The organism is Lysinibacillus sp. JNUCC-52 (genome assembly GCF_015999545.1).
GTDB lineage: Bacteria > Bacillota > Bacilli > Bacillales_A > Planococcaceae > Lysinibacillus.
The window spans coordinates 3,618,772-3,643,734 of record NZ_CP065546.1 but is presented as its reverse complement, the minus strand read 5'-3'; the positions used below and the strand labels follow the sequence as shown (position 1 = coordinate 3,643,734).

At 34.6% G+C, this 24,963-nt stretch carries 19 protein-coding genes; 4 read left to right on the top strand and 15 right to left on the bottom strand.

From position 1 onward, the window contains the following. Positions 1-2 precede the first annotated feature (2 nt). Genes JNUCC52_RS17975 through JNUCC52_RS17960 form a run of 4 tightly spaced genes read right to left on the bottom strand, consistent with a single transcriptional unit; the run spans position 3 to position 3,749 of the window. Entirely contained in the window at positions 3-443 is a 441-nt protein-coding gene (locus tag JNUCC52_RS17975) for a hotdog family protein (protein WP_173479497.1), read from the bottom strand. 11 nt (positions 444-454) lie between these two features. Beyond that, positions 455-970, bottom strand: coding sequence for an FAS1-like dehydratase domain-containing protein (locus JNUCC52_RS17970; protein WP_173479496.1), 516 nt, complete (start codon positions 968-970; stop codon positions 455-457). 21 nt (positions 971-991) lie between these two features. Next, on the bottom strand, positions 992-2,155 hold the full coding sequence (locus JNUCC52_RS17965) for an acyl-CoA dehydrogenase family protein (protein ID WP_173479495.1): 1,164 nt from the start codon (positions 2,153-2,155) through the stop codon (positions 992-994). Between the two features lie 22 nt (positions 2,156-2,177). Further along, positions 2,178-3,749, bottom strand: a complete 1,572-nt coding sequence (locus tag JNUCC52_RS17960) for a class I adenylate-forming enzyme family protein (RefSeq protein ID WP_337980483.1) — start codon at positions 3,747-3,749, stop codon at positions 2,178-2,180. A gap of 131 nt (positions 3,750-3,880) precedes the next feature. Between JNUCC52_RS17960 and JNUCC52_RS17955 the strand changes: the two genes are divergently transcribed. Together JNUCC52_RS17955 and JNUCC52_RS17950 are read left to right on the top strand one after the other, a co-directional pair. Continuing rightward, a complete protein-coding gene (locus JNUCC52_RS17955; RefSeq protein WP_337980482.1) occupies positions 3,881-4,447 on the top strand; it encodes a TetR/AcrR family transcriptional regulator in 567 nt (188 codons plus the stop codon). 193 nt (positions 4,448-4,640) lie between these two features. Beyond that, positions 4,641-6,257 carry an MFS transporter gene (locus JNUCC52_RS17950; RefSeq protein WP_337980481.1) on the top strand — a complete coding sequence of 539 codons (1,617 nt, stop codon included), beginning with the start codon at positions 4,641-4,643 and terminating at the stop codon, positions 6,255-6,257. Positions 6,258-6,525: 268 nt separating this feature from the next. Here the strand turns inward: JNUCC52_RS17950 and JNUCC52_RS17945 are convergent, their stop codons facing one another. The 9 genes from JNUCC52_RS17945 to JNUCC52_RS17905 form a co-directional block, all read right to left on the bottom strand. Further along, complete coding sequence (locus JNUCC52_RS17945) at positions 6,526-7,098, bottom strand: hypothetical protein (RefSeq protein WP_337980480.1); 573 nt, start codon at positions 7,096-7,098, stop codon at positions 6,526-6,528. 208 nt (positions 7,099-7,306) lie between these two features. Then, the gene (locus JNUCC52_RS17940) at positions 7,307-8,074 is read right to left on the bottom strand and encodes an amidohydrolase family protein (protein ID WP_337980479.1); all 768 of its coding nucleotides are present in this window, start codon (positions 8,072-8,074) and stop codon (positions 7,307-7,309) included. Between the two features lie 9 nt (positions 8,075-8,083). After that, complete coding sequence (locus JNUCC52_RS17935; protein WP_337980478.1) at positions 8,084-9,385, bottom strand: SLC13 family permease; 1,302 nt, start codon at positions 9,383-9,385, stop codon at positions 8,084-8,086. Positions 9,386-9,449: 64 nt separating this feature from the next. Further along, positions 9,450-10,175, bottom strand: a complete 726-nt coding sequence (locus JNUCC52_RS17930; RefSeq protein WP_337980477.1) for a GntR family transcriptional regulator — start codon at positions 10,173-10,175, stop codon at positions 9,450-9,452. Positions 10,176-10,451: 276 nt separating this feature from the next. Next, positions 10,452-11,285 carry a GIY-YIG nuclease family protein gene (locus JNUCC52_RS17925; protein ID WP_337980476.1) on the bottom strand — a complete coding sequence of 278 codons (834 nt, stop codon included), beginning with the start codon at positions 11,283-11,285 and terminating at the stop codon, positions 10,452-10,454. A gap of 213 nt (positions 11,286-11,498) precedes the next feature. After that, complete coding sequence (locus JNUCC52_RS17920) at positions 11,499-12,416, bottom strand: HNH endonuclease (protein ID WP_337980475.1); 918 nt, start codon at positions 12,414-12,416, stop codon at positions 11,499-11,501. 362 nt (positions 12,417-12,778) lie between these two features. After that, a complete protein-coding gene (locus JNUCC52_RS17915; RefSeq protein WP_337980474.1) occupies positions 12,779-13,855 on the bottom strand; it encodes a protein NO VEIN domain-containing protein in 1,077 nt (358 codons plus the stop codon). A gap of 1,044 nt (positions 13,856-14,899) precedes the next feature. Beyond that, positions 14,900-15,652 carry an alpha/beta family hydrolase gene (locus tag JNUCC52_RS17910; protein ID WP_337980473.1) on the bottom strand — a complete coding sequence of 251 codons (753 nt, stop codon included), beginning with the start codon at positions 15,650-15,652 and terminating at the stop codon, positions 14,900-14,902. A 384-nt stretch (positions 15,653-16,036) separates the two neighbouring features. Further along, positions 16,037-16,633, bottom strand: a complete 597-nt coding sequence (locus JNUCC52_RS17905; protein ID WP_337980472.1) for a DUF1643 domain-containing protein — start codon at positions 16,631-16,633, stop codon at positions 16,037-16,039. Positions 16,634-17,051: 418 nt separating this feature from the next. Between JNUCC52_RS17905 and JNUCC52_RS17900 the strand changes: the two genes are divergently transcribed. After that, a complete protein-coding gene (locus JNUCC52_RS17900) occupies positions 17,052-18,494 on the top strand; it encodes a sensor domain-containing diguanylate cyclase (protein ID WP_337980471.1) in 1,443 nt (480 codons plus the stop codon). Between the two features lie 554 nt (positions 18,495-19,048). After that, a complete protein-coding gene (locus JNUCC52_RS17895; protein ID WP_337980470.1) occupies positions 19,049-19,159 on the top strand; it encodes a site-specific integrase in 111 nt (36 codons plus the stop codon). Between the two features lie 420 nt (positions 19,160-19,579). Here the strand turns inward: JNUCC52_RS17895 and JNUCC52_RS17890 are convergent, their stop codons facing one another. After that, positions 19,580-21,274, bottom strand: coding sequence for a nuclease-related domain-containing DEAD/DEAH box helicase (locus tag JNUCC52_RS17890; protein ID WP_337980469.1), 1,695 nt, complete (start codon positions 21,272-21,274; stop codon positions 19,580-19,582). A gap of 2 nt (positions 21,275-21,276) precedes the next feature. Further along, entirely contained in the window at positions 21,277-24,852 is a 3,576-nt protein-coding gene (locus tag JNUCC52_RS17885; protein WP_337980468.1) for a helicase-related protein, read from the bottom strand. Positions 24,853-24,963 lie beyond the last annotated feature (111 nt).

Here is a 24,963-nt window from a genome sequence, read left to right as displayed (position 1 = left end):
TTTTACCCCCTTGGTATTGCTAAAACGCCTTCTCCTAATGCGTGATAGCCTAGATTGTTTTTACCGACAAACTCTATCTCTACTAGCCATTCATTATTGTCCTCATACTTGTTTTTGACATGACCGCTAAAAACGAGCGTGTCATTTGGATAGTTCGGAACTGCCAATTTCAACGCAATTTTTTTCAACGTGCTTTCTGGCCCTGCCCAATCAGTTAAGTACTTACCAACAAGACCGTTCGTCGTTAAAATATTCATAAAGACATCATCTGCGCCAGCTGCCTTTGCTGCCCTATGATCGTGATGGACGTTTTCATAATCATGCGTCGCTGCAATGGCACCGCCCACAACTAATGCTGCCGTTACCTCCCTAGAGGTAGTTGGCAATTCCGTTCCGACTTCAATGGCATTCCACGTTATGCTTGCATATGTCGTCGCTTCCATTCTCATTCCTCCTATTCTTGCACTTGTGCTTGATACGATAAGATTGTAAATGACTGCTTACAGACAACCTCATTGCGCTGATTTAAAAAGGTATATAAAAATGTCGAGAAGTATCCTGGCCCACGTGCCGTTTGCTTTAACGGTGAGATTTCTTTTACGGACAGCGTATAACTAATGTCATCTCCAATTTTCATTGGCTCAAAATATTCTTGTACTTGCGCTGTCGCAACAATCGAAGAATAGCCATGCTCCTTTAGTAAATCTACTAAGTTTTCCATTGAATTTTTTTCACGCTCTACTTTGGGCCAAAGTGGATTCATCGTATATACTTGCACCTGTGTTGGTGGTGCGATGATTTCCCCGTAGCGTGAATTCTTTGCATATGCGTCATCATGATAGAGTGGATTGGCATCTTCCATTACCTCACAATAATGGCGAATCATCGGACGGCACACTTCGTCAGTGCCCTTTGTCACCTCTGATTCAATGCCAACGAGCGATTGTAACATTTCTGTTGTTAATGACATATCTTCATCCCCTCCTTTGTATTAAGCACGGCGTAAGCCTAAACCAAAACGCGCGACTAAATCACGTTGCACATCATTGGCACCGCCTCCAAATAAGAACACTAGGCGTTTCTTTGCATAACTTTCTGCATCGCCGTTCGCGATTGCCCAATCAGAGCCATCTCGCACTTGCCCAAATAGCCCCATAATATGCATACAAGAATCAAAGACACGCTGATTAATTTCAGCTGCAAACACTTTATTCATCGAAGGTCTAAATGGCGCTTCTTGTTCATTGTCATGGCCCCATGCAGCACGGTAATTGAGTAAACGCAATACTTCTAAATTCATCTTCATTTGTGCAAAATGCTCTTTTACCCACGGTCGATCAATGACACGTTCTCCATCAATGACTGCATCTTGAGCAAATGCCAATGTTTCTTCCACCATACGCTCCATCCGTGCATATGTAGAAAGCATTAAACGCTCAAGGGATAGCTGTGACGTAATGTATTGCCAGCCTTTATTTTCTTCACCAACAAGTGCCGAAGCTGGTACGCGCACATTTTCATAGTACGTAACATTTGTTTCCTCACCCATTAATGCCATAGGTGTGACTGAAAATCCTGGGTCTGACGTTGGCACTAAAAAAATCGAAATGCCCTTATGCTTTGACACTGTTGTATCTGTGCGCGCGGCAAGCCAAATATAATCAGCAATATGTGCATTGGTTGTAAAAATCTTTTGACCGTTAATGATATAGTCATCACCATCACGAATCGCTGTTGTTTCTAATGCAGCTAAATCAGTACCTGCTTGCGGTTCTGAATAGCCAATCGCTATCTCAACTTCACCTTTTAATATTTTTGGTAGAAAATAATTTTTTTGTTCCTCAGTCCCTAATTTCATTAACGTTGGACCGACTGTTTCTAGCGTAATGAATGGAATATTGACACCTGTACGATCTATTTCCTCGATGAAAATATATTGCTCAAGCGGCGTAAGACCTTGCCCCCCATATTCCTTTGGCCAACCAACACCGAGCCAGCCATCTTCACCAAGCTTTTGAATGTACGACTTCCAAATAGGTCCCCCTTCAGGTGTATCTTTTAACTCTTCGATTAACTCCTCTGTTATTTGCTCCGCCAAGTACTCACGAATTGTTTTTCGTAACAATTCTTGTTCTGCTGTTAATTCGAATTTCATTTCCCCCATCACCTTTCTATTTTTATTCCACTAAGTTAGTAGTATATTGATCACGTAAATCACGCTTTAATAACTTTCCAGATGATGTACGTGGTAATTCCGTTGCAAATTCTATTATTCTAGGACATTTAAAACTAGCGAGTCGCTCTCGACAATAAGCCGTAATATCCGCAATAGCAGGCGGTGCAAGTGCATTACTTGGAATAATGACCGCTAAAATCTCTTCGCCCCACTCCACACTAGGTACGCCAATCACCGCTGCATCCGAAATCTCTGGATGAGCAATGAGCACATTTTCAATTTCCTGCGGCGCAATATTTTCACCACCACGGATAATCATGTCCGAGTTGCGACCTTTTAAAAATAAATAGCCATCCTCATCTAAATAACCCATATCTTTTGTGTTAATCCAGCCATCAATCAACGTTTCTTGCGATTCATCGGGACGATTCCAGTAGCCCTTCATCGCCTTTGCCGTTTTGATGTAAACGTTACCAATTTCATTAGGCGGTAACTCATGTTGACTGTCATCGAGTATTTTAATATCCACATTTGGCAACGGCTTTCCTACCGAATGTAAGCGTTCAATCTTGCGTGCAATTTCTTCTGGTGTGCCTACAAGCTTATGATCATCTGGTCCTAACACAGCAACTGTTGATGTCGTTTCTGTCATACCAAACGCATTGGCAAAATCGACGGATAAAGGGAACATCTCAATCGCCTGACGAATAATCGGGAATGGCATCGGAGCTGCACCGTACGATAAGCTTTGTAAACTTGAAAAATCAGTTTGTCCGAAGCGTGGATGATCGATAATACGCTTGAGCATCGTAGGTACTAAAAAAGCATGTGTCACTTGCTCTTGCTCTAACGTGTCTAGCCACGTATCTGCCTCAAACTGGCGAATCAATACAATACGGCGACCACCATAAATACAGTTACAAATACTTGTTGCCCCCGCTACATGATAATTCGGAACACATGTTAACGATGCACCATTCGGCAAACCCGTTGCTGCTTCGGTATGCCCCATCACATAATTCGTTAGCTGTGTATAAGTAAGCATGACCCCTTTCGGCAAGCTCGTTGTCCCACTCGTATAGAGTAAAATCGCAATATCGTCTTCTTCTATGTCAGCAAAGTCAATTATTGGCTCATTGTTCGCAATATATGTTTCATACAATTCGTAACCTTGTGCGTCATCGCCAATTACAATCGTCTTGTCAATATTGCACATTGGGTTAGTTAAAAATTGTTCGATTGATTGGACATAGCGACTCTCAATTAGTAAAACTTTAATCCCACTATCTCGTAGCATATATGCCAACTCTTCTGGCTTAGCACGATAATTAATCGGCACAATGGTTGCACCTAGTTGAAATGCTGCAAAAAAACTTTCTACTACTTCAGGGCTATTTGTCGAAACAATCCCCACTCGATCACCACGTTTAACACCATCGGCTGCCAACCGACTAGCCAATGCACCAACACGCTTGGATAGTTGCCCATAAGTTAGACGCCTTTTAAAAAAAGTTAAAATTTCTTGCTCTGGTGCAATACTTGAGGCAATTGACAATAGCAAATATGCGTTCACTTCTCCACACTCCTTTATTGAATATTCAGAATATTATAGTCATTTCGATTATGATAATATATAATTTCGAATATAGCAATATTACTTTTAATTTTTTTATTGGAACTGAAATAAAAAAGTGGGGTGTTTTTATGAAGGTAAAAAAAGACCGTCGTGCACAGCATTCGCGTAACTTAATCAAGCAAACGTACATTGCTTTAGTTCAAGAAAGAGGCTCTACAGTTGTTTCGATTACAGATATCGTCGCTCGTTGTAATATTAATCGCTCTACGTTTTACATGCACTTTCAAACAAAGGAACACTTACAAAATCAAATTGTTTTGGATTTCATTGAAGATATTTGCGGGATTATGGTTCAGTATGCCGAACCTTCTCCAACCTTCTTTTTTCAATATGATGTACAACATGCAATCTTTAGCTATGTAGAACAGCACTATGTGGCCTTCCACACCTTTTTAACGTTTAGCGACTCTTTTATGAAAAGACTTTCTGCGGAAATTTATAACCAATTTTTACTTGTAGTAAAGGACAAGATGCCAGCACCTCAAATTGCTGCCACGTATTATGCCTCCGTCATAACAGGCATGATTTATCATTGGAGTGTGGAAACCTATTATCAATATTCCGCACAATTTATAGCGCAAGAAACGACAAAACTTTTTGAGTCCAACATGCTTTGTCAGCAATTAGATCGTTAAAGAAAGAAAAATGTCGAAACATCAGTAAAAACACAACAAAGCACAAGACATTGTTGTTTATACGACATTTTCATAGATTTTGTGGATTGAATTCCGAAAAATATATCTCTTATAATGGGGCTTAATAAAATCTTGCGGAAGGAGATGCATTGAATTGTAAACGCTTTATTACCATTAAGGGGGATGAGTAGAGATGGCAAGTACGGAAAGTAAACCACAAAATGCAAAGGTCACGAGGTCACAATGGATTCAATTTTTAGCATTAGTTTTTGGGGCATTTGTAGCAATTGAGGCAATGGCATTTCAGGCACCAGCCATTCCAGTAATTTCGCAACATTTTAAATTACCAACCTATTTAGCTGGTTTAATTTTACTAACTTTTTATGTTGCTTCTGCTACACTATATCCAATTGTAGGTCGTCTTGCGGATCAGTATGGTCGAAAAAAGATGTTGCTCATCGGCATGGTCATTTTTGCTATTTCTGAAGTTGCGGCTGCGATAGCACCAGATTTCACAGTGTTCCTTATTGCGCGGGTATTCCAAGGCGTAGCTGTTGGGTTTATCTTACCCATAGCGATTGCTTATATCGGTGTTATTTTCCCACCAGAAAAACGCGGCATGGCATCGGGCATTTTTTCATCCGTACAAGCTATCGCTGCCATGTCAGGTGCGGCAATTGCTGGCTATTTAATTTTACAATATGGCTGGCCCATTATTTATTGGATTAGTGCGGCATTAGCGTTTCTTGGCTTAATTGTTGTCTTAATTTTCGTAGAGGAATCGAAGGGAGAAAAGCAATCATCCTTTGATTACATCGGTCTTATCCTTATCTTTGTTACATCAGCCACACTGTTGTCCGTGTCAACAATCGGCAAAACGTTCGGCTTCTTTTCCTCGTATACAATCATTACGTTGATTGTCGGAATCGTGGCACTTACGCTGTTATGGATTTGCGAAAACCGCATTAACAATCCACTAGTTGAATTGTCGTTATTAAAAATTAAACTATTTAGCATGGCGGTCGGCATTAACTTGCTTATCGTGGCAACCTTTATGCTATTTATTTATTGCATGAACTTCTTTATCACATCACGCCCAGGTGGAGACGCCTCCCAAACAGGATTATTTTATATGTTCTTATACGGCGCCTCATCGATCGGTGGCTTAGTTGTAGGTCGCTTGTCAGATAAAATCAATGGCCGTTCCATTTTAATTGCCATTTTCTTTATCCCAACGATTGTTATGTTTATTTTTACAATGCTAGACGCATCCATGCCATTTAATATTATTGCGACATTAGCCGTTTGTCTCGGTTTCGTTTCTGGAGCCAATACACCAATCTTAATGAAATTCGCCTTAAACGAAGTACCAAAAGAAAAACTAGCGGCAGGCGCAGGTCTATTCTCATTCATCCGTGATTTCGGCACACCATTAGGCTCTGTCTCAGGTATTGTACTATTCTCCATTTTTAAAGACGCGGCATTTAAAGAAACATTAGTAGCGAATGCAACGGAAGCAGGTATCACAAGCGAGCATTCAGCCGCACTACTAGCCGCTGGTCAAACAGGTACTGTCGAAAACAGTGCCTTAGCTGAACACCTTACATCTTTAGGCGTATCATTCGAGTCCATCTATACTACGGCTAATGCAGCAGGTCTTACGTCCGCTGTCCATTCGATTGCCTATATTGCAATGGCATTGTTTGCTACGATTCTGTTCCTTTGCTTCTTGATTCCAAAGGCAAAGAAGGCACCTGCTACAGCGGTTATTGCCTCGGAAATGGTCGTTGTCGAGGAGACGGTTTCTTAAGAGACGAGAAAAAGTGTTAGCTTGATGGCGATCAAGCTAACACTTTTTGCTTAGACGTTGATGTTCGCTACGGCGGTGCTTTCTATGTGCGGGTTTACGGGCGATTTACTCGCTTTTAGCGGGGATGTCTTTAGGTTTACAATAAGGAGCAACCCTCGCTAACGCGCGGTCTTTTTGCGTCTTACATTGTGTGCTATTCCCGCAGGAGTCACCACCTTCGCTACCATCAACTAGTATTCTCTTCTAAATCTTAAAATCAGCATCCTCATCAGACAGCCGCTTCAAGTTCTTCAAGAAGCTCAAAAACAAGCGAATATAATTGTGCTAACACTTCGTCAAATGACTGCTGCTCACTAAAGCCATCCAGCGCATCTAACGCAAGATTTACTTCCCAAAGACCGTCTTCTCCAGAAAATGCCACATTGTACGTCATCTTCTCATGTTGCAAATGTGCTTTTAAATACGAGTGCAAAAACTCACTGTACTTCTTTTGTAGTCGAAGCCCAAACAAGGCACTATACACACCAAACGCCCCGTCAAATTCAAGCGCAAACGAATCGACGCGAATCACATCAAAACGTTCTGATGCCACATACAAAAATTCATTTGCATGCTCTTTTAAATATTGAACTGAATTTGTTAGAAACGAAGCTGTTTCTTCAACAATTAACTCTTCCGTCTCCTTATTGCAACGTTCAATTACTTCAAATTGCAATGCAATCGTATCTACTGTTGCATCCTCATCTAACAATGCGTGCTTTTGAGCATACGCCTTTTCTACTTCTAGTAATTTACTATTAGCTTCGTTGTTTATTAATGATTCTATTTGTGTTTTTAACACTTGCTACCAGCTCCATTCAATTGCTTTGATGATAAGTATAGCTTAGGATGGGTAGTAATTTGAAGAAATCTATTACAATCTTTGTATTGTAGCGCCTGCTATTTATAAAAAATCCCTCCAAAGTAAACGGTCAAAAGTTACCTTTTACCGTTTACTATAAGGAGGAAATACCTGTCCTAATACTGAAATCATTATTTAGATGTCTAAGTTATTTATCTAAATACCAGTTTTCACCATTCGCGAAGAAAATTTTATCTTGTGCTTTACTACCTACTGTTTCTTGAATTAATTGAATATCATTATAGGAGAATCGCTCTTTTGCTCGGGTTGATGGTAAATCACTACCAAACATCAGGCTATTTGGATTTTCGCTATACAATATGGATATTAATTCACGTATTTCTTCACGTTCATATCCTACTCGACCAAAGCCTGTTAAGCGAATTGGTATATTAGCATGAACAATTTTTTTTAATTTATCAACCGAACACTGATGCATCCCAAGATGATCAATTGATACTTTTGGTAATGTAAACATTAATTCTTCAATCTCTTTATCAATGGTCTGCAAATTTACATAAAGCTCTGTTTTCCAATTGCATAAATGATAAACTCTCTCTGAAAGCTCATTAATTTCTTTTGGTAAAGCAGATAGCCCTCTGTATAGATTAAATCGTATTCCCTTTATTCCGATATCATTTAATTTTAAAATGTCTTCATCCTTTGTATCAAATGGAAGCTGCGTAATACCTACAAAATTAGTACCTAACGCTGAAATTGCCTCCTCAAAATAATGCTGATGATACCCTTGAAATGAGCCTGATACAATGGCGCCACCAGTTAACTCAATCGACATTTCCTTCAGTTCCTGTAAATAATCATCGACTGTATAAAAGTCAGGGACAAATCCTTGATTTTCCACAAGCGGAAACTTCGGATCAATAATATGAAAATGAGTGTCAAATATTTTTTGCATAACTACCCCCTACAAAATAAACATTAAAATCAAAGTTGCGACAACAGCAAACCCTAACCCTAATGGTGTTGCTTTATAAAGTAAATCATTATAAAACTTCTTAGATTCATCTTCACCTAAACCACTATTACCAAGAATTAAACTCCCACCCGTAGAGAATGGTGCTAAAGCTGATGATTGCGCACCGATAATAATAGCCACTGCAATTAACGAAGGGCTGTAACCTGTAGTACCTATTATACCAGCAATCATCGGGAACATAAGCGGTGCAACAACACCTAACGTACTACTAAATATCGACATCACACCCGCAATGAGTGCTACCGCAATAGGCACAATAAAAGTCGGCATATTATTTATCATAGAGGCTAATAAATCGATAGTCCCCGCTTCAACTGCAACATCAATTAACATGCCAACCCCTGACACAAGCCATAACGTACTCCAAGGAATTCTTGCCATGACTTCTTTCGGTTTGTCCCCAGCTAATTTTAATATATACGCAACAATTGCAAATACAAGTGCTAGTAACGTAATGTCCGTACGTGCATTAATAAATTGAATTGTTTCATTGTCAGGCATAAAATTAGACAGCATTGGTACGCCTAGAACAATGACCATAAGAAGAATGATTAATGAAATATTTACTTTTTGATTTTTAGTAAAAGCTTCTGGTCTATCTATATTCAAGTTAATGCTTTGACTGTTTTTTCTATCAAAAAACATCAAAATTAACATAATAAATATCGGATAAATAAATGATACAACAAAAATATCTCTTGTTAACATATCTGCCTGATCAGCAACAGCCGTGTTACTTAATAATGAGTTAAACAGTACCCCATGCGCACTATACATGAAATTCGCACCTGAAAGGGAACCTAAGGAAACGGCGAATGAAGCATTTAATTTATTCATCCCTGAAGATTTACATAATGCCATTGCAATGGCACCCATCACAGCCACAGAGGTAAAGAAACCTGCACCCATTCCAGAAACTAACGCTGTAATAAAGTACAAAATTAAAGGCAACCATTTTGTTTGCTTTTGAAAACGATAAAGTAATAATTGAGCTATTTTCTCTAAAGTACCATTAACCACGGCAAAATTAAAAAACAGTGCCAATGTGAAAATCACTAAAAATAATTTTGTCGGGAAAGTTGCCAATAAATCATTAATCGACATCCCCAACACAAAACAACCAATTACATAAGCTAATGCTAAAGCTACTAAACCAGTATTAATATCTAGTTTTTCGCCCATGTAGATGGCAATGATGATTGCCAATATAATTAAAATGGAATAAAACATAAGTTCCTCCTTGTCGTCACATGCATATAAAGCGCTTTCAAAATGGACAGCTACTTTATATTTTTTAGTCTAAACTCAATAATGATTTGTATTTATACATGTCTCCACGATAGGAAGAAGCACCTGTTAAAACACAGCCATTTTTTACTTTTAAGTCAACACTTCTATATAAAATTGGGGCACCTTCAGAAATACCAAGAATGTTTGCAATCTCTTGATTAGCAAGAACGGCTTCTATTTCTATTTCTCCTTCAGTAAGCGCCATCTTAAATTTATTTAAAAATAAATGAGAAAAAGAATAATTCACATATTCCTCATCCGTAATTTGTTCACCATACTTTTTTAAAAGATAGCGGTTATCAATAACAATCGGTATACCTTCCGAAAGACGTAAACGCTTTACTTGATAAACTTCTTCTCCAGGCTGTACCCCCAACTTTTCTTCTAATCCTACTGGGCAAGAAACAGAACCTCGATATAGCAACTCCACAGTAAAGTTTTCTAGGTACCACCCTCTAAAAAAGGTATCTAGTTTAGCAATATCCGTCTTCAATTTTTCTTTTCGAACAATAAAGGTACCCTTTCCTTGGATACGTTTTAAAAGTCCTTCCTCTACAAGCACTTGAACCGCCTGACGAATCGTCATTCTAGAAACATCAAACATCTTGATGAGTTCATCATCACTTGCAAACTTCTCATTTCCCTCTTTATACATTTCATCTACTTTTATTCTTAACCTATCTGCAATCTGAACATACTTTGGTATCAGAGAATTATAATTATTACTCATGCTCACCCTCCTATGAATGAAATTAAATTACAAAACACCCCACATCATCTATACATCTAGATGACTTGTTTTACATTGTACAGAACTAAAAGTTAAGAATCAACATAATTTTTAGAATTTTTTATTTGTATTTTAGGGGGATTTTGGTATATTGGTATAAAATTTAGTGGGGTGAGGGGGTCTCAAAGCATAGAAAAAATGCAGAGAGGGAGTCAAGCCTCTCTGCATTTTCTGTTAGTGAAGGATATTTTTTCGATGCTATCAATATTATAATAATCAAACTAAATCTTTCAGACTTTTTCCATTCCTATCTTTCCATTCAGTCAACCCATTCGCACTTCGCCCCGTTACAATATCAGCTGCTGCCGAAGGGCTAGTAAATAATAGATCTTCCATTACTACAAATTCATCATTCACAACTTTCACTTGTTCTGTATGTAATAAATCTTTTCTTTTTGCTAATAAACGCTCTGAATAGGATTTTCTATTTGCAATTTTTGACCCTTTTAATACGACAAAACCTTCTTGTGTTTGAACGCCTTTAGCATCGACACCAAGAGTCGATTTGATAAATAAAACATCATCTGCATTAACTTCTGCGCTATCTTTGATCTCTTCAAATAATTTATGGCCCAGTGTGTTGACCATCATTGTAAGATTGCTAATATATTCATCCATCTCTGCACGGTCAGCTTCAGAAATGGAAGGCATTGGAGGAATATTCCCATTCATTAAAAAGTAACGATTTGCGACTTTAGCCTTTTCATATAGCTTATTTTCAATATATTTTATATGTGCTTTATTGAGATTCTCATCTTTACTTATAAATACAATCACTTCATTCCAAAAATCTTTTTCACGCAAATGGCTTTGTAATCGTGTATAAACTTCTTCTGCTTCCCCTATGTATACCGCTTCTTTATCTTCATCATTTCGACCGAATAACATATACACACCAGTAGAATTCAAGTTAGGACGATCCGAGCATTTTTTCACTTCGGTTCTTGGTATTCTATATGCCAGCCCTGTCCAGTTGGATAATTCACACGTTAATCTTCCACTGGGATCTCCATCTATTAAGAACATTTTGATCGTTTTACCAAAACTCATTGAACCACTCCTTTAATTCATATGCACGATTTACTTTTACACAAGCACAAATCGTGCACTTCATTTATATGGATTTATAGATCATTTTCAACCTTATGTATTATGATTATTTTACCACTAAATTATTACTTCCAACTTCTAATTTTAGAATAAATTTACTAATCCCGTGCATCAGACAACAAAAAAGCAGAGAGGCTTTAATGCGCTCTCTACTTAACGAAAAATATTTTTCCGATGCCATCTAAAATATAGCTTATTCTCTTCATACCTTGAAACCTTCATCTTTTGATGAAGGTTATACATTCCATAATTCGTTGCTGGAATTCGGTCTGAAATATGAATTAAGCCTGTTCCATCAAATGTAATATAGCCTTGATCGTATAATGCATCATGATTACAGCAAAGCAATACACCGTTATACGGATCTAACCGTTCTTCATTGGAACTTTCACGCCATGGCTTAGAGTGGCTTGCGCGCAAAAGAGCTGGTAGTTCGATACCACAAAGTGCGCATTGATGATTCCATAAAGGTAATAATGCTGTTTTAAATTTCTCTTGGCCAATACGAATTTTACGTTTTGCTTCCGCTTCTGTTTCTGTAATCACAGGGATAAGCGTATTTCGTTCTGTACGTACTACCGTGCCAATCGCAAATTCTAGCTGTTCATCATCCACTTGATAAATATTCATATCACTAATAATATCTAATAGCTTGATTGCAAGCTCTTCATTACATGGATATAAATAGCCTTGATTTCCATCCCCATCTTGCTGGAAAGCTGAGTATTTAACAGGCAATAACACTTTCAACTCATTAATATAATCTTTTATCGTTAATGGTTGTTCTAATTCATGATATTGTAGCTTCACGAGTAAACCTTGCTCTTCCCACTGGTCATATGATGTCAAAGAAACGGGCTTTTTGCCTTCCTCACAATCAGACAACGCAATGCTAATCGCAACGATTTTTCCTTTTACGTAATGAAAGATACGATCTCCCGTGCTCACTTCCTCCACACGTCGCCATGAATGCGGAGTGTTTCCGCCTTTATCTTTTTGTGGTATCCAGATGATTTCTGCTTCTTTTTCTTCTTGATAGGTGTGCCCTTGCATGACGATGTAATGATTCATTATGTTCTCCTCTTCTATTCATTACTTCTATTATAGCTAAAGTCTTCAAAGTAGTTATGTAAATAGAATTGAGTTAATACATAAATTCAGTTTTTAAGTACTTAATTACAAATAAATGAGATTCACATACATGATTACAACACTGTTTACGTAAAAGTAAAGTATCCAATAATTGAACTGCATATTAATTTGGTCTTAAAAAAAACCTTGAAATACAAGGGCTTTGAGATTAAGTGAAATTCGATGAAGTTTTATTATGGAGACAGTGGGTAATAGATCTAAAAACCCTACCATACCTATGTTATAAGCGTTTTTAATTCATTAAACGTGTAGCAACTTTGATTGAAAAGTACTTTATACAATTATTGTTCTTCCTCTACTTTCACTCCAAATACTTCAATAATTGATGGAATGTAAGCATATTTTCTCTCCAATAAATCAGCTGCAGACTCATATTGTTCGAAACTATCATCAATTTCAATTACTAATCTTTCCTGCTTAGTAACACCAAAAACTCGAATTACCCAAATATTTTCTTTGTGCTTAATAAATTTCTCAAGTTCAGAATATGAAATAAAATATGGAACCCTCTTATCTGTTAAAGTTGTTCCCTTAACTTCAATTTTTATTGGTCTTGGAGGATTCGACGGATTTCGATAATCAAATGCAGTAATATCATACCCTAATCCATCACCTTGTGTTTTTGCTACATGCTCAACTTTTTCTAGGTATTCTTTTCCAAAAACTTCTTCTACTTTCTTTTGAACGTATGTATATACTTTTTCTTCTGCTATATCACCAATTTCTTTCCTTTTTTTCAAATCTCTTTGTATTTCATCTTGACTCGATACTCTATTTCCTTTTTCTCGACTAGAACTCATCCTATTTCTTACTTTCTCTTTTCCTTTTTTAAAACTTGAAATTGCCATTATCTCTTCTACAATTTCACCATCTATAATGGCTTCAACATCAACTTCTTCTACTTCAACTTCTTGCGTAATAAAATTTGATTCTCTTTCAAAGATATTTGACCATTCTACTGGGCAAGGAAACAAATAAGCTTCTACTCCACTTCCATTTTCTTTGAAAGCATAATATTTCGCTGGTTTGTATGGCTTCATATTTTCCCAAACATCGGATATTTTGATAGGGTTTTCTAATATTGAATATTCTATATCAACTCTAAATCCTTTTACTTCCCACTTTTGATTATTAAACTCTTGCGGTTTAGGTGATTCATAACAATCTACAATTGCAATACCTACTGCTTGTATTGCCTGATTATAACAACTAAAAATTCTATCTCCCTTTTTTACTTCCTTCATCCGCTCATATCCATGATTTTTATTACCGGCTTTATTTTTTTGAGGTGACCAAATATATCCCCCATTCAATTCTTCTCTATATGTTTTATTTTGCATAACTATAAAACTCTTCATTAATAATTCTCCTTACACAATATATTTGTTTTACAACTCATTATTATTTGTAGTTTTATACAATATCTAGTTAATCAAAAAATCAAAGCGTTTAATCTTTATTTAATAATATTCTCATTTTCTAACGACTTCTTATGCTATGTTAATTGCTGTACCCTATCTTTGTTGCCACTTTACGTTGTTTTCCCAGCCCCTTTATTTCTACAAATAGTTGGAATAATCATTCTGGTAATTATCTTTTAGTGTTTTAAAAAAGGATTTGTATTAGTGAAGATACTTCTTCAAGCAAAATTATAATGGGCATACTATCTTTGCTATTAAAGACTATGTTAATAAAAGGCAATGACTGTTATTTGGCTTATATTTTAAATCACATTCTTCACTATTATTTGTTTTGTATGTATGATTTTAGTAGTACTTGGCTTACTTATTAACTATACTTCTAGCTCACAATAATACAATACTAAAACTTATAAAAATGACTTATGAGTCCCCTGCAACACCGCACTTATTTGTCTAATGAAATAGCCGTATCTAACTTTTAGGATCACTTTAATACACAAGGGGATTGAGTTTCTATAGAGAGGTGCTGAAAGTAGACCAATACTGTATAAACTCTTAATCAGCTTATTACCAACGTATTCAAAAGTATGTATTTTCACATACTCATTCTTATAATGGAAAATTCTTTTTTTCTCTCTCTCCATATTTCCCCTCCGTGTATGAAGTGTCTGTGTCTTTGATCGTTTATAAAATTAACAAATACTATAGTATGCTTCTTTGATTATTAAAAGGGCATTTATTCAAATTCAATAGGTTTATTCCATTCTCCTTTTTGTTTAGTAAAAAAGTCTCTAAATCATCTTTATTCTTAAAAATTATTCACATTCCCCTCAAATGCTGCAGCACTATAATGTGTTTGTACATGTGCTAATCCTGTACTAAATGCTTCAGCAGGCCATAGAAAAACTGCACCTAAATTGTTTGTCTAACAATTCGGGTTCAGTTCTATTTAAGGTAGTTTTTAATAATGGAATTTTTATCTTATTCCTTCTTTAAACTATCCAACATTTCTACAATATATTGTGTCGTTTCCATCATCTGCTGTTTATTTGTTATAGAAGATTCACCGTCACCTTTTTGATGTCCATAATCTCCAAAACCTCCATGATTGCCACCGTTAATTTCTATAAAACGTGCGTCACTTGGCATAACTTCTTTTGCATCTTTTACTTTGTTTAAGTCTGCAACTTTATCATTACTTCCCCACAGTGATAACACTTTGATTGGTTGACTACTTAGATTTGTTTTTGATTGGGGATAAGATGCTAATAGTACTAAACCTTTTATTTTATCATTTTTTAGTGCGTAATCTGCTGCCATGACGCCCCCTAAAGAATGGCCTCCGATTACCCAAGTATCAATTTCTTTATGGTTACTTATTATACTGTCTGCTTTGTTCGGTGAAAAAATGGCTAAGTTAAAGCTCATTTTCGCAATACTAACGGTATAACCTTTTGCTGCAATCTCTTTGGCTATCGGTGCATATGCGGAAGCTTCTACCTTTGCTCCTGGATAAAAAATAAAGCCGATATTTTTAGCATTCGATACAGGTTCAAATAAAATATCGCCATTTTCTTCTACGTTGACGAGTTCATCAGATTTCAAACTATCCAACGCCAACGAGCTGGCCTTATAGTATGAACTTACATAAATAAAAAATCCCGCAATAAGTAATATTAATAAAGCAAAAATTCCAGTAAAAATTTTAAACTTTAAAGATTTCTTTTGTTTCATCGGATATCCTCCTATCCTATTTATTATATTCACCTATACAAAAATGTTCTAATTATGTACCAGTATCCACTTCCCCATTAATACTAGCCCTAAAATATGCTCGTTCACATTTTGTTCTGTCCATTTTTTGTCTTCAAGATTGACTAATACGCTGAGCCATCCTTCAATCCCCACGACAAAGTTTAACATTATTTTAATGATAGCACCCGCATCTCGTTTTCACTTGGAGGTGCAAAGTGACATAACTTACTTTGCACATAAAAAACACCACCTCAATTGAGATGGCTACATCATTTTAGATATTCAACTAAGGTTTACCTTTTAAAATCCCGAAACTCAGATTGATTAATATAAGGGAAAGGAAAAAACACCCCTACTTTCCCCCTAAATACTGTATCTTTTTAATTTCCAAGAATAAGCCCAAGTTCGAGGATGCCTCGGGTACCCCTCTTGCGTTAAATCTTCCATTTGATATATTACCTTGTTTTTCATTAAGCTAAAAATTTCTTGAATCCGCTTGTCATAATCAAATATGTATCCTTTGCCCCAAGCAATAATTATTAATTGGGCCTCTTTGTTAGCCATTTCAATTATCGAATCATTATTATATTTTCCGTCAGCATCTATCCCTTTAGCAAAATCCAAACTTTGTGCTGAAATATATTCATCCACTTTTTCTGGATATGTCTCACATACGACATAAAGATTAGTAATAATAATTTTTCCTATATCCTGTAAAACACCAGCAACATTATTTAACGAAACGTATTTGATAATACGATTAAGCGTGTTATCGGAAATTTCCTCATTTGCTTTACTAGGATTGATCATCATTAAATGGACAGCTTTTTCGTTATCCCCATTCTTCAATTCTATATCTAACCGATATCTTCTATTAGTCGCAACATCATGATGTACTAATTTAACACTTTTCACATACTCATTTTTATAGTGGAAAATTCTTTTTTTTACTCTTTCCATACTTCCCCTCCTCTATATACGAAATATCTATGGAGTAAATATTTCAATCTATTCTTTACAAAAATCAACAGATTATTAATCTCTATAATTTCTGTTAAAGAAGAACTTTTAAATAAAATTTATAATAATTTACAATATTATATATATAAATTAATTTTTATTATACGCCCTTTCTATCCATACTTTACAAAATTAAAAAATATTTTTCTTTATATTTAGAATAAACAGTATACTATTTGTAACTATAGATGGTCCCTTACTTGCAACTGGTATACAAACGTAAATCATAGAAAGAGGGACAGTACATGTCAGGTGGTGCTGTCCCTCTTCAAGAACTGGCCCCAGTTTCCGTGACACGTTACTGTTTTCAATGATAAAATATACTGATGTGATTCGATTATAAAGGATGGTTGTTCTGATGGAGTTATTGGCAAAACACGCAACGGGTGGAAATGATATGGAGCAACAATTTATCGATTGTAATGAAAACCTCTTATTCGAGCGAATTAAATACGTTTCCTATATGCTCATCTTCACATATCCCTGTTTTTACATTGTGGACTTTATCCTTTTGGCTAAATTAAACAACCCGATTTATAAATTTATCCTATCAACCTTCCATATCATAGGCCTAATAATTTCCCTAATCTTTTTAATCCTCTACCGCCGAAGTAAGGGCCACGCCAAAGGGTCGATTATTCTCACCTATTTATTACTTTATTTGTTTATAGGTGCCGTCTCTTCAATCAATAGTCAGCTTAATAACGGTAATATCTATGCTTATATTATTATTCTCTTAGCTGCTGGTGTTATCTTCCCAATTCGGCCAAAGCACCAAGCTTGCCTCATCACAGGAATTCATCTATTTTTCATTACAGGGTTGTTCTTCCTGGAAGAAAATCACTTTTCATTCCTATTTAAGCTGGTGAATTCAACAGGTACAGCTGTCATTTCATTTACGATAGCGTATGCCTTCTACTCATTTCGCAAAAATAATTTTACAAACGAATGGAAACTAAAGAAGAATGAAGAAAGCTTTCGCACATTATTTCACATGAATCCTAATCCATTGGTCCTTTTCAACCTTAAAACTAGCAATATTTTGCTCCTGAATCAGCAGGCTATCGAATACTTTCATTTAAAAAATAAAGATATGGCAAAACTTGATGGATGGTTCATGCTGACCACACCTGAGGAAAAACAAACGATAGTAAAAAAACTCGAAGAACATCAGAGCTTAAAAAATTATATGGTCAAACTTGAACAGAAATGGTCAATGCTTAATTTTGAACTGGTCAATTATTTAGGAGAGTGCTGTGTTCTTATTGGAAGCACTGACATTACAAATTTGAAGGAAACCGAAGAAGAGCTTTATAATCATGCATCGCTTGACCCGCTTACAGGGGTCCTCAACAGAAGGCGAGGAATGGAAATACTTTCTCAACAACTAGACGGAGCATCAGATTTTATTGTCTGCTATATTGATGTAAACAATTTAAAAATGGTAAATGACAGGTACGGACATTCTGCAGGCGATGACCTAATTATTACTTGCTGCGAAACAATCAAACACCATATCAGAGAAAAGGATGTCCTTTTCCGCCTTGGCGGTGATGAATTTATAATTCTAATTTTCGATCAACAAATAGACGTCGCACAAGCAATCTGGTCCAGCATTCAAATTGAGTTTCAGGATATGGCTATAATTGACCAAAAGCCCTATCCAATCTCAGCCAGCCATGGTTTGTATCAATATAAATCTGGAAGCAACTTTAGTCCTGACGAAATCCTTGAACTGGCGGACAAGGAAATGTATAAAGAAAAGTTCAAGCAAAAGGGAAACCAATTTGCCCGTAACTAGACAGGCATCCTCCCAAAAAAATTCCCCACTACAGAAAAGTAGCGAGGGATTTTTTTCTTATGTTTACGTCCCCCCGGAAGTCTCCTACCTTCAAGTAAGTAACCAGCGAAAGTAATATAAGCAGATTATTTTCGACTATTTATCTGAATGGGGCTGAACCAATCCCATATTGCCCTCACGTTAAAAAGCCAACCGTCTAAAGAGTGGCTTTAGCAAATATGCACAAGTTTCACATAATACTCATGGAAATTTTGAACAATGGGCTTAAATGTGAAATCAAAGGTATAAGCGCATTTCTCGTAAAGAAATTGACAGATTTTTAGAAGAACATAGCTCTTAAACTCAAAGTGCGAAGCTATATGTAAAAACAACAAAAACAGGTTCCTCCCGTAAAATTTAACTTGATAATACTACCCTATCTATTTTAAATGAGTGGAAGAAAATCCAGAAAAAAGAGTATTTTGTTTTGGGTCATAATACTACGACACCTAACCAGTTAATGTTTTTGTAATACTAATAATGACTATATTCAACGTGTACAGGTTCAGAAATGGATGTATAGTGTCCAAAAGAAACATCTATTAGAAAAGATCACACCACATGGCTTACGTCATTCACACGGCTCACTATTGTTCGAGGCTGATGCAAGTATAAAAGAAGTTTAAGATTGATTAGGACATTCTGATGAGAAAACCAAAATGGATATTTACGCTCACGTAACTCATAAAACTAAAGCCGAAGCAATCCAGCAGTTCGAAAACTATAATAATTTCTGATTTTGGAGTCGACTACCAAATCTAACTACGATTGACCACGATTAGATGAAACTCAATGAAACAAAAAAACACCCAAATCCTTGATATGAAAGGATTTGGGTACTCTTTGAAATCAAATGATTCCTATGTATGGAGACGGCGGGAGTCGAACCAACCGTCACATAAATCTCTATGAACACTGTATTTTCAAGGGTTTAGAGCTACTATTGAAATCTTTGACTACGCTTTTGACTACATTTCTAATTAAAAATAAGTTGCGGGGCAAATATATTGCAAATATTGAGATTTAATGAATTTAGCAAAGTAGCTTTAGATGCATTTTATCCCTAAGTTTTTCACAAGTGAAATCTTTGTGTTAGTTCCGCCATTTGAAACAGTACTAAATAATTCTTTCAGCTGTTTATCTAAAAGACATGTGTAAATATGCATAATATTCTTCGCTCTCGAAGCAGCTACATAGAACACTCTCCTGTTTTCTTCAGTTGAGAATGTATCTGAATCAACATCTACAATTATTATTATGTTTGATTCTAAGCCTTTAAATTTTCTAGCTGTTGTAAATAACAACTTTCCACCTTCAATTTCATTAGAAATATAATAATCCCCTACTTTCGACAAATCATTAAGAATAGATCTCTCAATAGTTTTTGTAGTTAGGATTACTATTTGATCCAATGTAATACCATTTTGAAGATAAAATCTTATTTGGTTACTTATTTCAGCTAATAAACTTTCCCTATCTTCAAAATTTTTCAACGTGGGTTTGTCCCCTAATACTTCTAGCCTCATTTTAACCTTATCAACTCCGATAGCTTTCGAAGAGGTTTCAGCAATACTTAATGTATTTCTACAATTTAAGGTCAGAACTAGCCTACATTCTATATCTTTTACCCAAGATAAACCGTTTCGTTGTTGTACTAATTGATTTTTGTCATAAAAGATATAGAAACTTCCTTCATTTAATTCAATAATAGATTTTAGTAATGATAAATGATTTTCATCAAAATCTTGTCCCTCATCGATAATTATACTTTTATAATTCCAAAGATCAGGATACTTAACAAACTTCTCCAAAAAAAATTTTATATCATGACTATCAACAATTTTATTTAACGCTCTAGAAGCTAAAGTATTAAGATTTGTAAATGTTATATTAGGAAATTCATGTTGATAAATTTTTTGTAAGTGCTCAACTAGCAATTTATTATAACAAAGAAATAATACGCTCTCATTACTACTTAATCTTCTAGCCTTTTCAACAGCCAGCATAGTTTTTCCTGTGCCAGCACCACCTTGAATTGCAGCAATTTTTTGCTCTTCTAAATAATCTAATAAATATAATTGTTCATTTGTCATTCGATTAAAAACGTATTCTGCTTGCTCAAACAGCCCTATCATACTAGGAAATGCAGAAAAATTTGGCGATAAACTATTAATAACCATTTTTTGCTCATCTTCAGTATAGGATCTTTTGTTTATTTTAAAGAATTCGAAACAGTTTAATAGGGTTTTTTCTATATTTTGAATATCATCTTTAAAAAATACATTCCCGTTAATATAATATTCATGTGGTAATTCTCCAACTAAATCACTTCTATTTATATGACTAAACCATACCACTGAGTGAACATAATAGTTAGAAGCTATATCAGACATTTTCTCTTTTAATAAATCTGCAAAAAAGTATTTGGATCGATCAGCTTGAAACATAGGTTTAATCTCTTTTATGAGATTGTTAGATGTATTAACCTGATAAATCCTCCCATTTTCACTAAAGATACCTCCGTGTTTTACCTCTATACATAAAACTCCATATTTAGGGTTAAATATAGTGAAGTCAGACTCACCAAACCTTGGATAATCTTTACTAGCGTCTGTCCATCTAATAGAATGGAAAATATAATAATCATCCGATAACGATTCAAAAGCTTGATATATCTGTTGTTCTCCTATACTTCTGTTAAATTCTTCAATAACGCGATCATTCGGAATAAAGACGGCCAAAATCATTCACTCCCAAATAATTTACTCAAAGATGTAGAATCAATTTCATCAAAATTTAATAACCTCATGAAAGTTAACCCTATATTTTTTTCAGGTATTTTTTTTGCAGAAGATACTATACCTATATTCAAGTCTCTCCAAAAATATTCTAAATTATAATCGTTATTTTCAATTGTAATAACTGTCCCCAAGAAATCCGGTAATGGAATGGATAAGGATTTAAATATCTGACCATATTCGAGATCATCCCATTTTTCATAGTACTCAATTGTATTTTCCCCCATTTCCTTAATTTTCAATTGAGTTGGCTTACTATGAATCTCCTTTGGTGAAAATTGATTTAGTTTTTGATTTACCCAATCATTTCTCCCTAAGAAATAGTGTTCTATAATGTCCCATCTTTCCCGATCTTCAAAATTAACACCTAAAAATTTGTTCATAAAATTAATTGATTTATCGTGCTTTTGAGTGATTCCATGAAGAATATTATTAGTATAACTTTTTGCATTTAATATTTGATAAAGTTTTAATGGATCATTTATTCGAACAAAAATCTGTGCATTTTTACCTCCTTGAATTTCAAATGAAGCCAAGTTAAATAATTGTAAAATCGAAGCCAATAGTATCTTAAAATCTCTATTTTCGTGACCTTTTTCAGGAATATTTATATACACTATATGTTCATTTTCTCCTTGATTAGGAGTGGCATCGCCAATAAACCTTTTCAAATTGCTGTGAACATAATTATATTTATTTGTTACCAATTTATAATTTACTTCTAAATTGTTTTCTTTTTTTCTCTTTTGAACAAATTTCCATATAGATTGCCCTGATGAATCCAAAGCAATTCCCTCAAAACAAAACATATCTAATAAAATTCTTACAAATTCTTGTTTTGGCTTATCCTTCTCTTCGAACAATGAACTAAAACGGTCATAGAAATCTTTAAAGCTGAATTCTTTTTTATTATATTCTCTTGCAATGCTTAAAAAAGTATTTTGAATCTTAGAAGCTATATTTAAAAAATCTGATAGTACATTATCATATCCGTTTTCGGAGTAATCAATTACTAGTTTCATTTTAGGGATGATACGCTCATTAAAAACAAATAATTCATTATTAAAAAATTTATACTTAAATTGTGGGAACGTTAAATTATCAAATTTCTCCTCCCATAATCTACCTAGATCGATCTCATATATATTACCTAAAAGAGTTATCTGAAGGTCCTCTCTTGTACCGAAGCCACTTTCCTGTCTACATTTATTAACATCAATCAAAGAAATATAGTTACCATATTGTTTTAAAAACTCTTCTTCTATCGAATTATTTACACTAATATATTGGGTTGTATACATTGCCTTAGGTCTAATCGTTATAGCTTTAAAGTGGAATTTATTCAATAAATCATTTGTCAAAAGCATCAAACCACTTTTTACTTTTGCATCTACTTCATTACTATCAAATATATGTGAAAATGATTCTGGTGAAATTAATAAATTTCTTTTCTTATTTTTTTTATAAGTTTTATAAAGAACATTAGCTATTTCTTTTACTTGATATTGCTTTATTCCACCTAAACCCCATAAAGTCTTAGCATACTTCATATCTTTACCTGTAATAAAATCCATAATTGCATAACCTTTGTCTAACTGTCTTGCTGCTCTTCCTATTTCTTGAACGTAGTCAGCCAATGTTCCAGTAGGAGCATAATGATAAACATTTGAAACATCATCTATGTCGATACCCATACCAAATGCTTTAGTTGCAATCATTACTACCAACTGATTAGATTTAAATTTACGATAGGTTTCCTCTTTATCGTGAGGAGCTAACTTCCCATGATATATACCAAGATAAGATGCTAGATGTTCGTCTTTCGCATAAAACAAATTATAAATTTCATCTACTTGTTTAGTATAAGGGCAATAAATAATTGTCTTTTCTCTTTTATTAATGAAATCTTTAATTCTATTTAAAACAAATTTATTTTTCTGTTCTTTTTCACTTTTATTTGCAGAATGTGGCACTATATTAAAACTAATATTATCTTTGCGACCATACCCTAGATACATATGATCAGATTGGTCGATATTTAAATGAAGACTTTCAATAAGTTCCCCAATCTCATCGTCTTCACCTCCGTATATAGCGGTTGCAGTTAATATTAAAATTGGAAACTTCCTTTTTTTAGATTTGTCTAAGTAATAACCTGCATTTCTAATTTTATCTAGATAATCTCCTAAGAACCAATAATCTACTCTGAAATCTCTTCCCCATGAGGTTACTAAATGGGCTTCATCTACTACAAATAGGCCTATTCTTCTTTCCCCTATTAAATCCTCAATAGATGAGGATAATAATAATTCTGGAGATAGATATACAATTGAATATTCTCCATTTTTAATCCCATCTATTCTTGATCTTCTTTCATCAAAACTAATTTCTGAGTTAATGAAAGTAGCAAAAGGAATTTTTCTTTCAATATTCAATTTCTCTACTTGGTCTCTCATTAAAGCTTGTAAAGGCGTTACAACAATCGTTACCTCTTTATATTTTTCATGTAATACAATACCAGGTACTTGGAAAAACAATGATTTACCAGCACCTGTAGGAGCAGTTATTATAATATCCGAGGATTTAAAAATTCCATCCTTTACATTTCTACTATTTTCACATTGTACTAAAACGTCACTAATTATATCCCCTTGATTAATATTAATAGTCTCTAGGGATAAATCTGGATCCTTATAGAATAAAGCATTTCTATACTCTTTATCTTCCCCCCAATGTTTTTTAAAATAACTCAAATGCTCTTCAATAGGTCTTTTAATTTTTTTCGCAGATTTCCCACTATAAAATCTTATAGTTGAATTTTGAAAAAGTTCATTTAATATATTTAATCTTTTAAATAATGTTTCATCATTAGAAGGCAGAGTATTTACAATAAAATCAACATTGTCATACTCACCGGTTAAGCAAGTATAAACTATTTGATTTATCTCATTTTCTGTTATTTTCGATACTTCTTCACTCGGAATATCTACTAAAATAATTTCCTTAGTAAAGAAGTTTTTTTCTGTTATAGGTAAGCCTAGTTCATTTTCTTCATGCTTTAAAATATACTCAACTAAAATACTTGAGTTAAACATTTTATAATCCGAATAATATAAGTCATAAACAGTTTCTTCATTTTCAATAGAAATGTTATCTAAAATCTCAACTAATGAACTCGAATAGCTTTCATAGTAACCCTGATATAAGTTATTATTAATAATCTCAATTTTCCCTTTATAAATAGTAGAGATATCATTAATTGTTTGAGAAATTGCTATTAGTTCTTCATATGTTCCCCAGCTTACTTGTCTGTTATACATCATCAGTGACACTACAAGAGGTTTTACTTCCATACCTTTTTGGAATACATAATCTATAGAACAGTCGGTAAATCTTGGGAACTCATTGTGTTGTATTAATTGGTCATAGAACTCTTTAGGAAATCCTTTAAAGAAAAAGATTTTTTCCTCAGTAACATCAATATTAGTTATGTATTCTAAAATATACTTTTCGTAGTTCATATTGAGCCTCCAATATAGTGATTAATTATCATTAAATAAACAGTTTAATAAGAACACTATCATTTTCTATCTAACACTTTTAATAGTGCAATATAAATAAGGTATTTATAC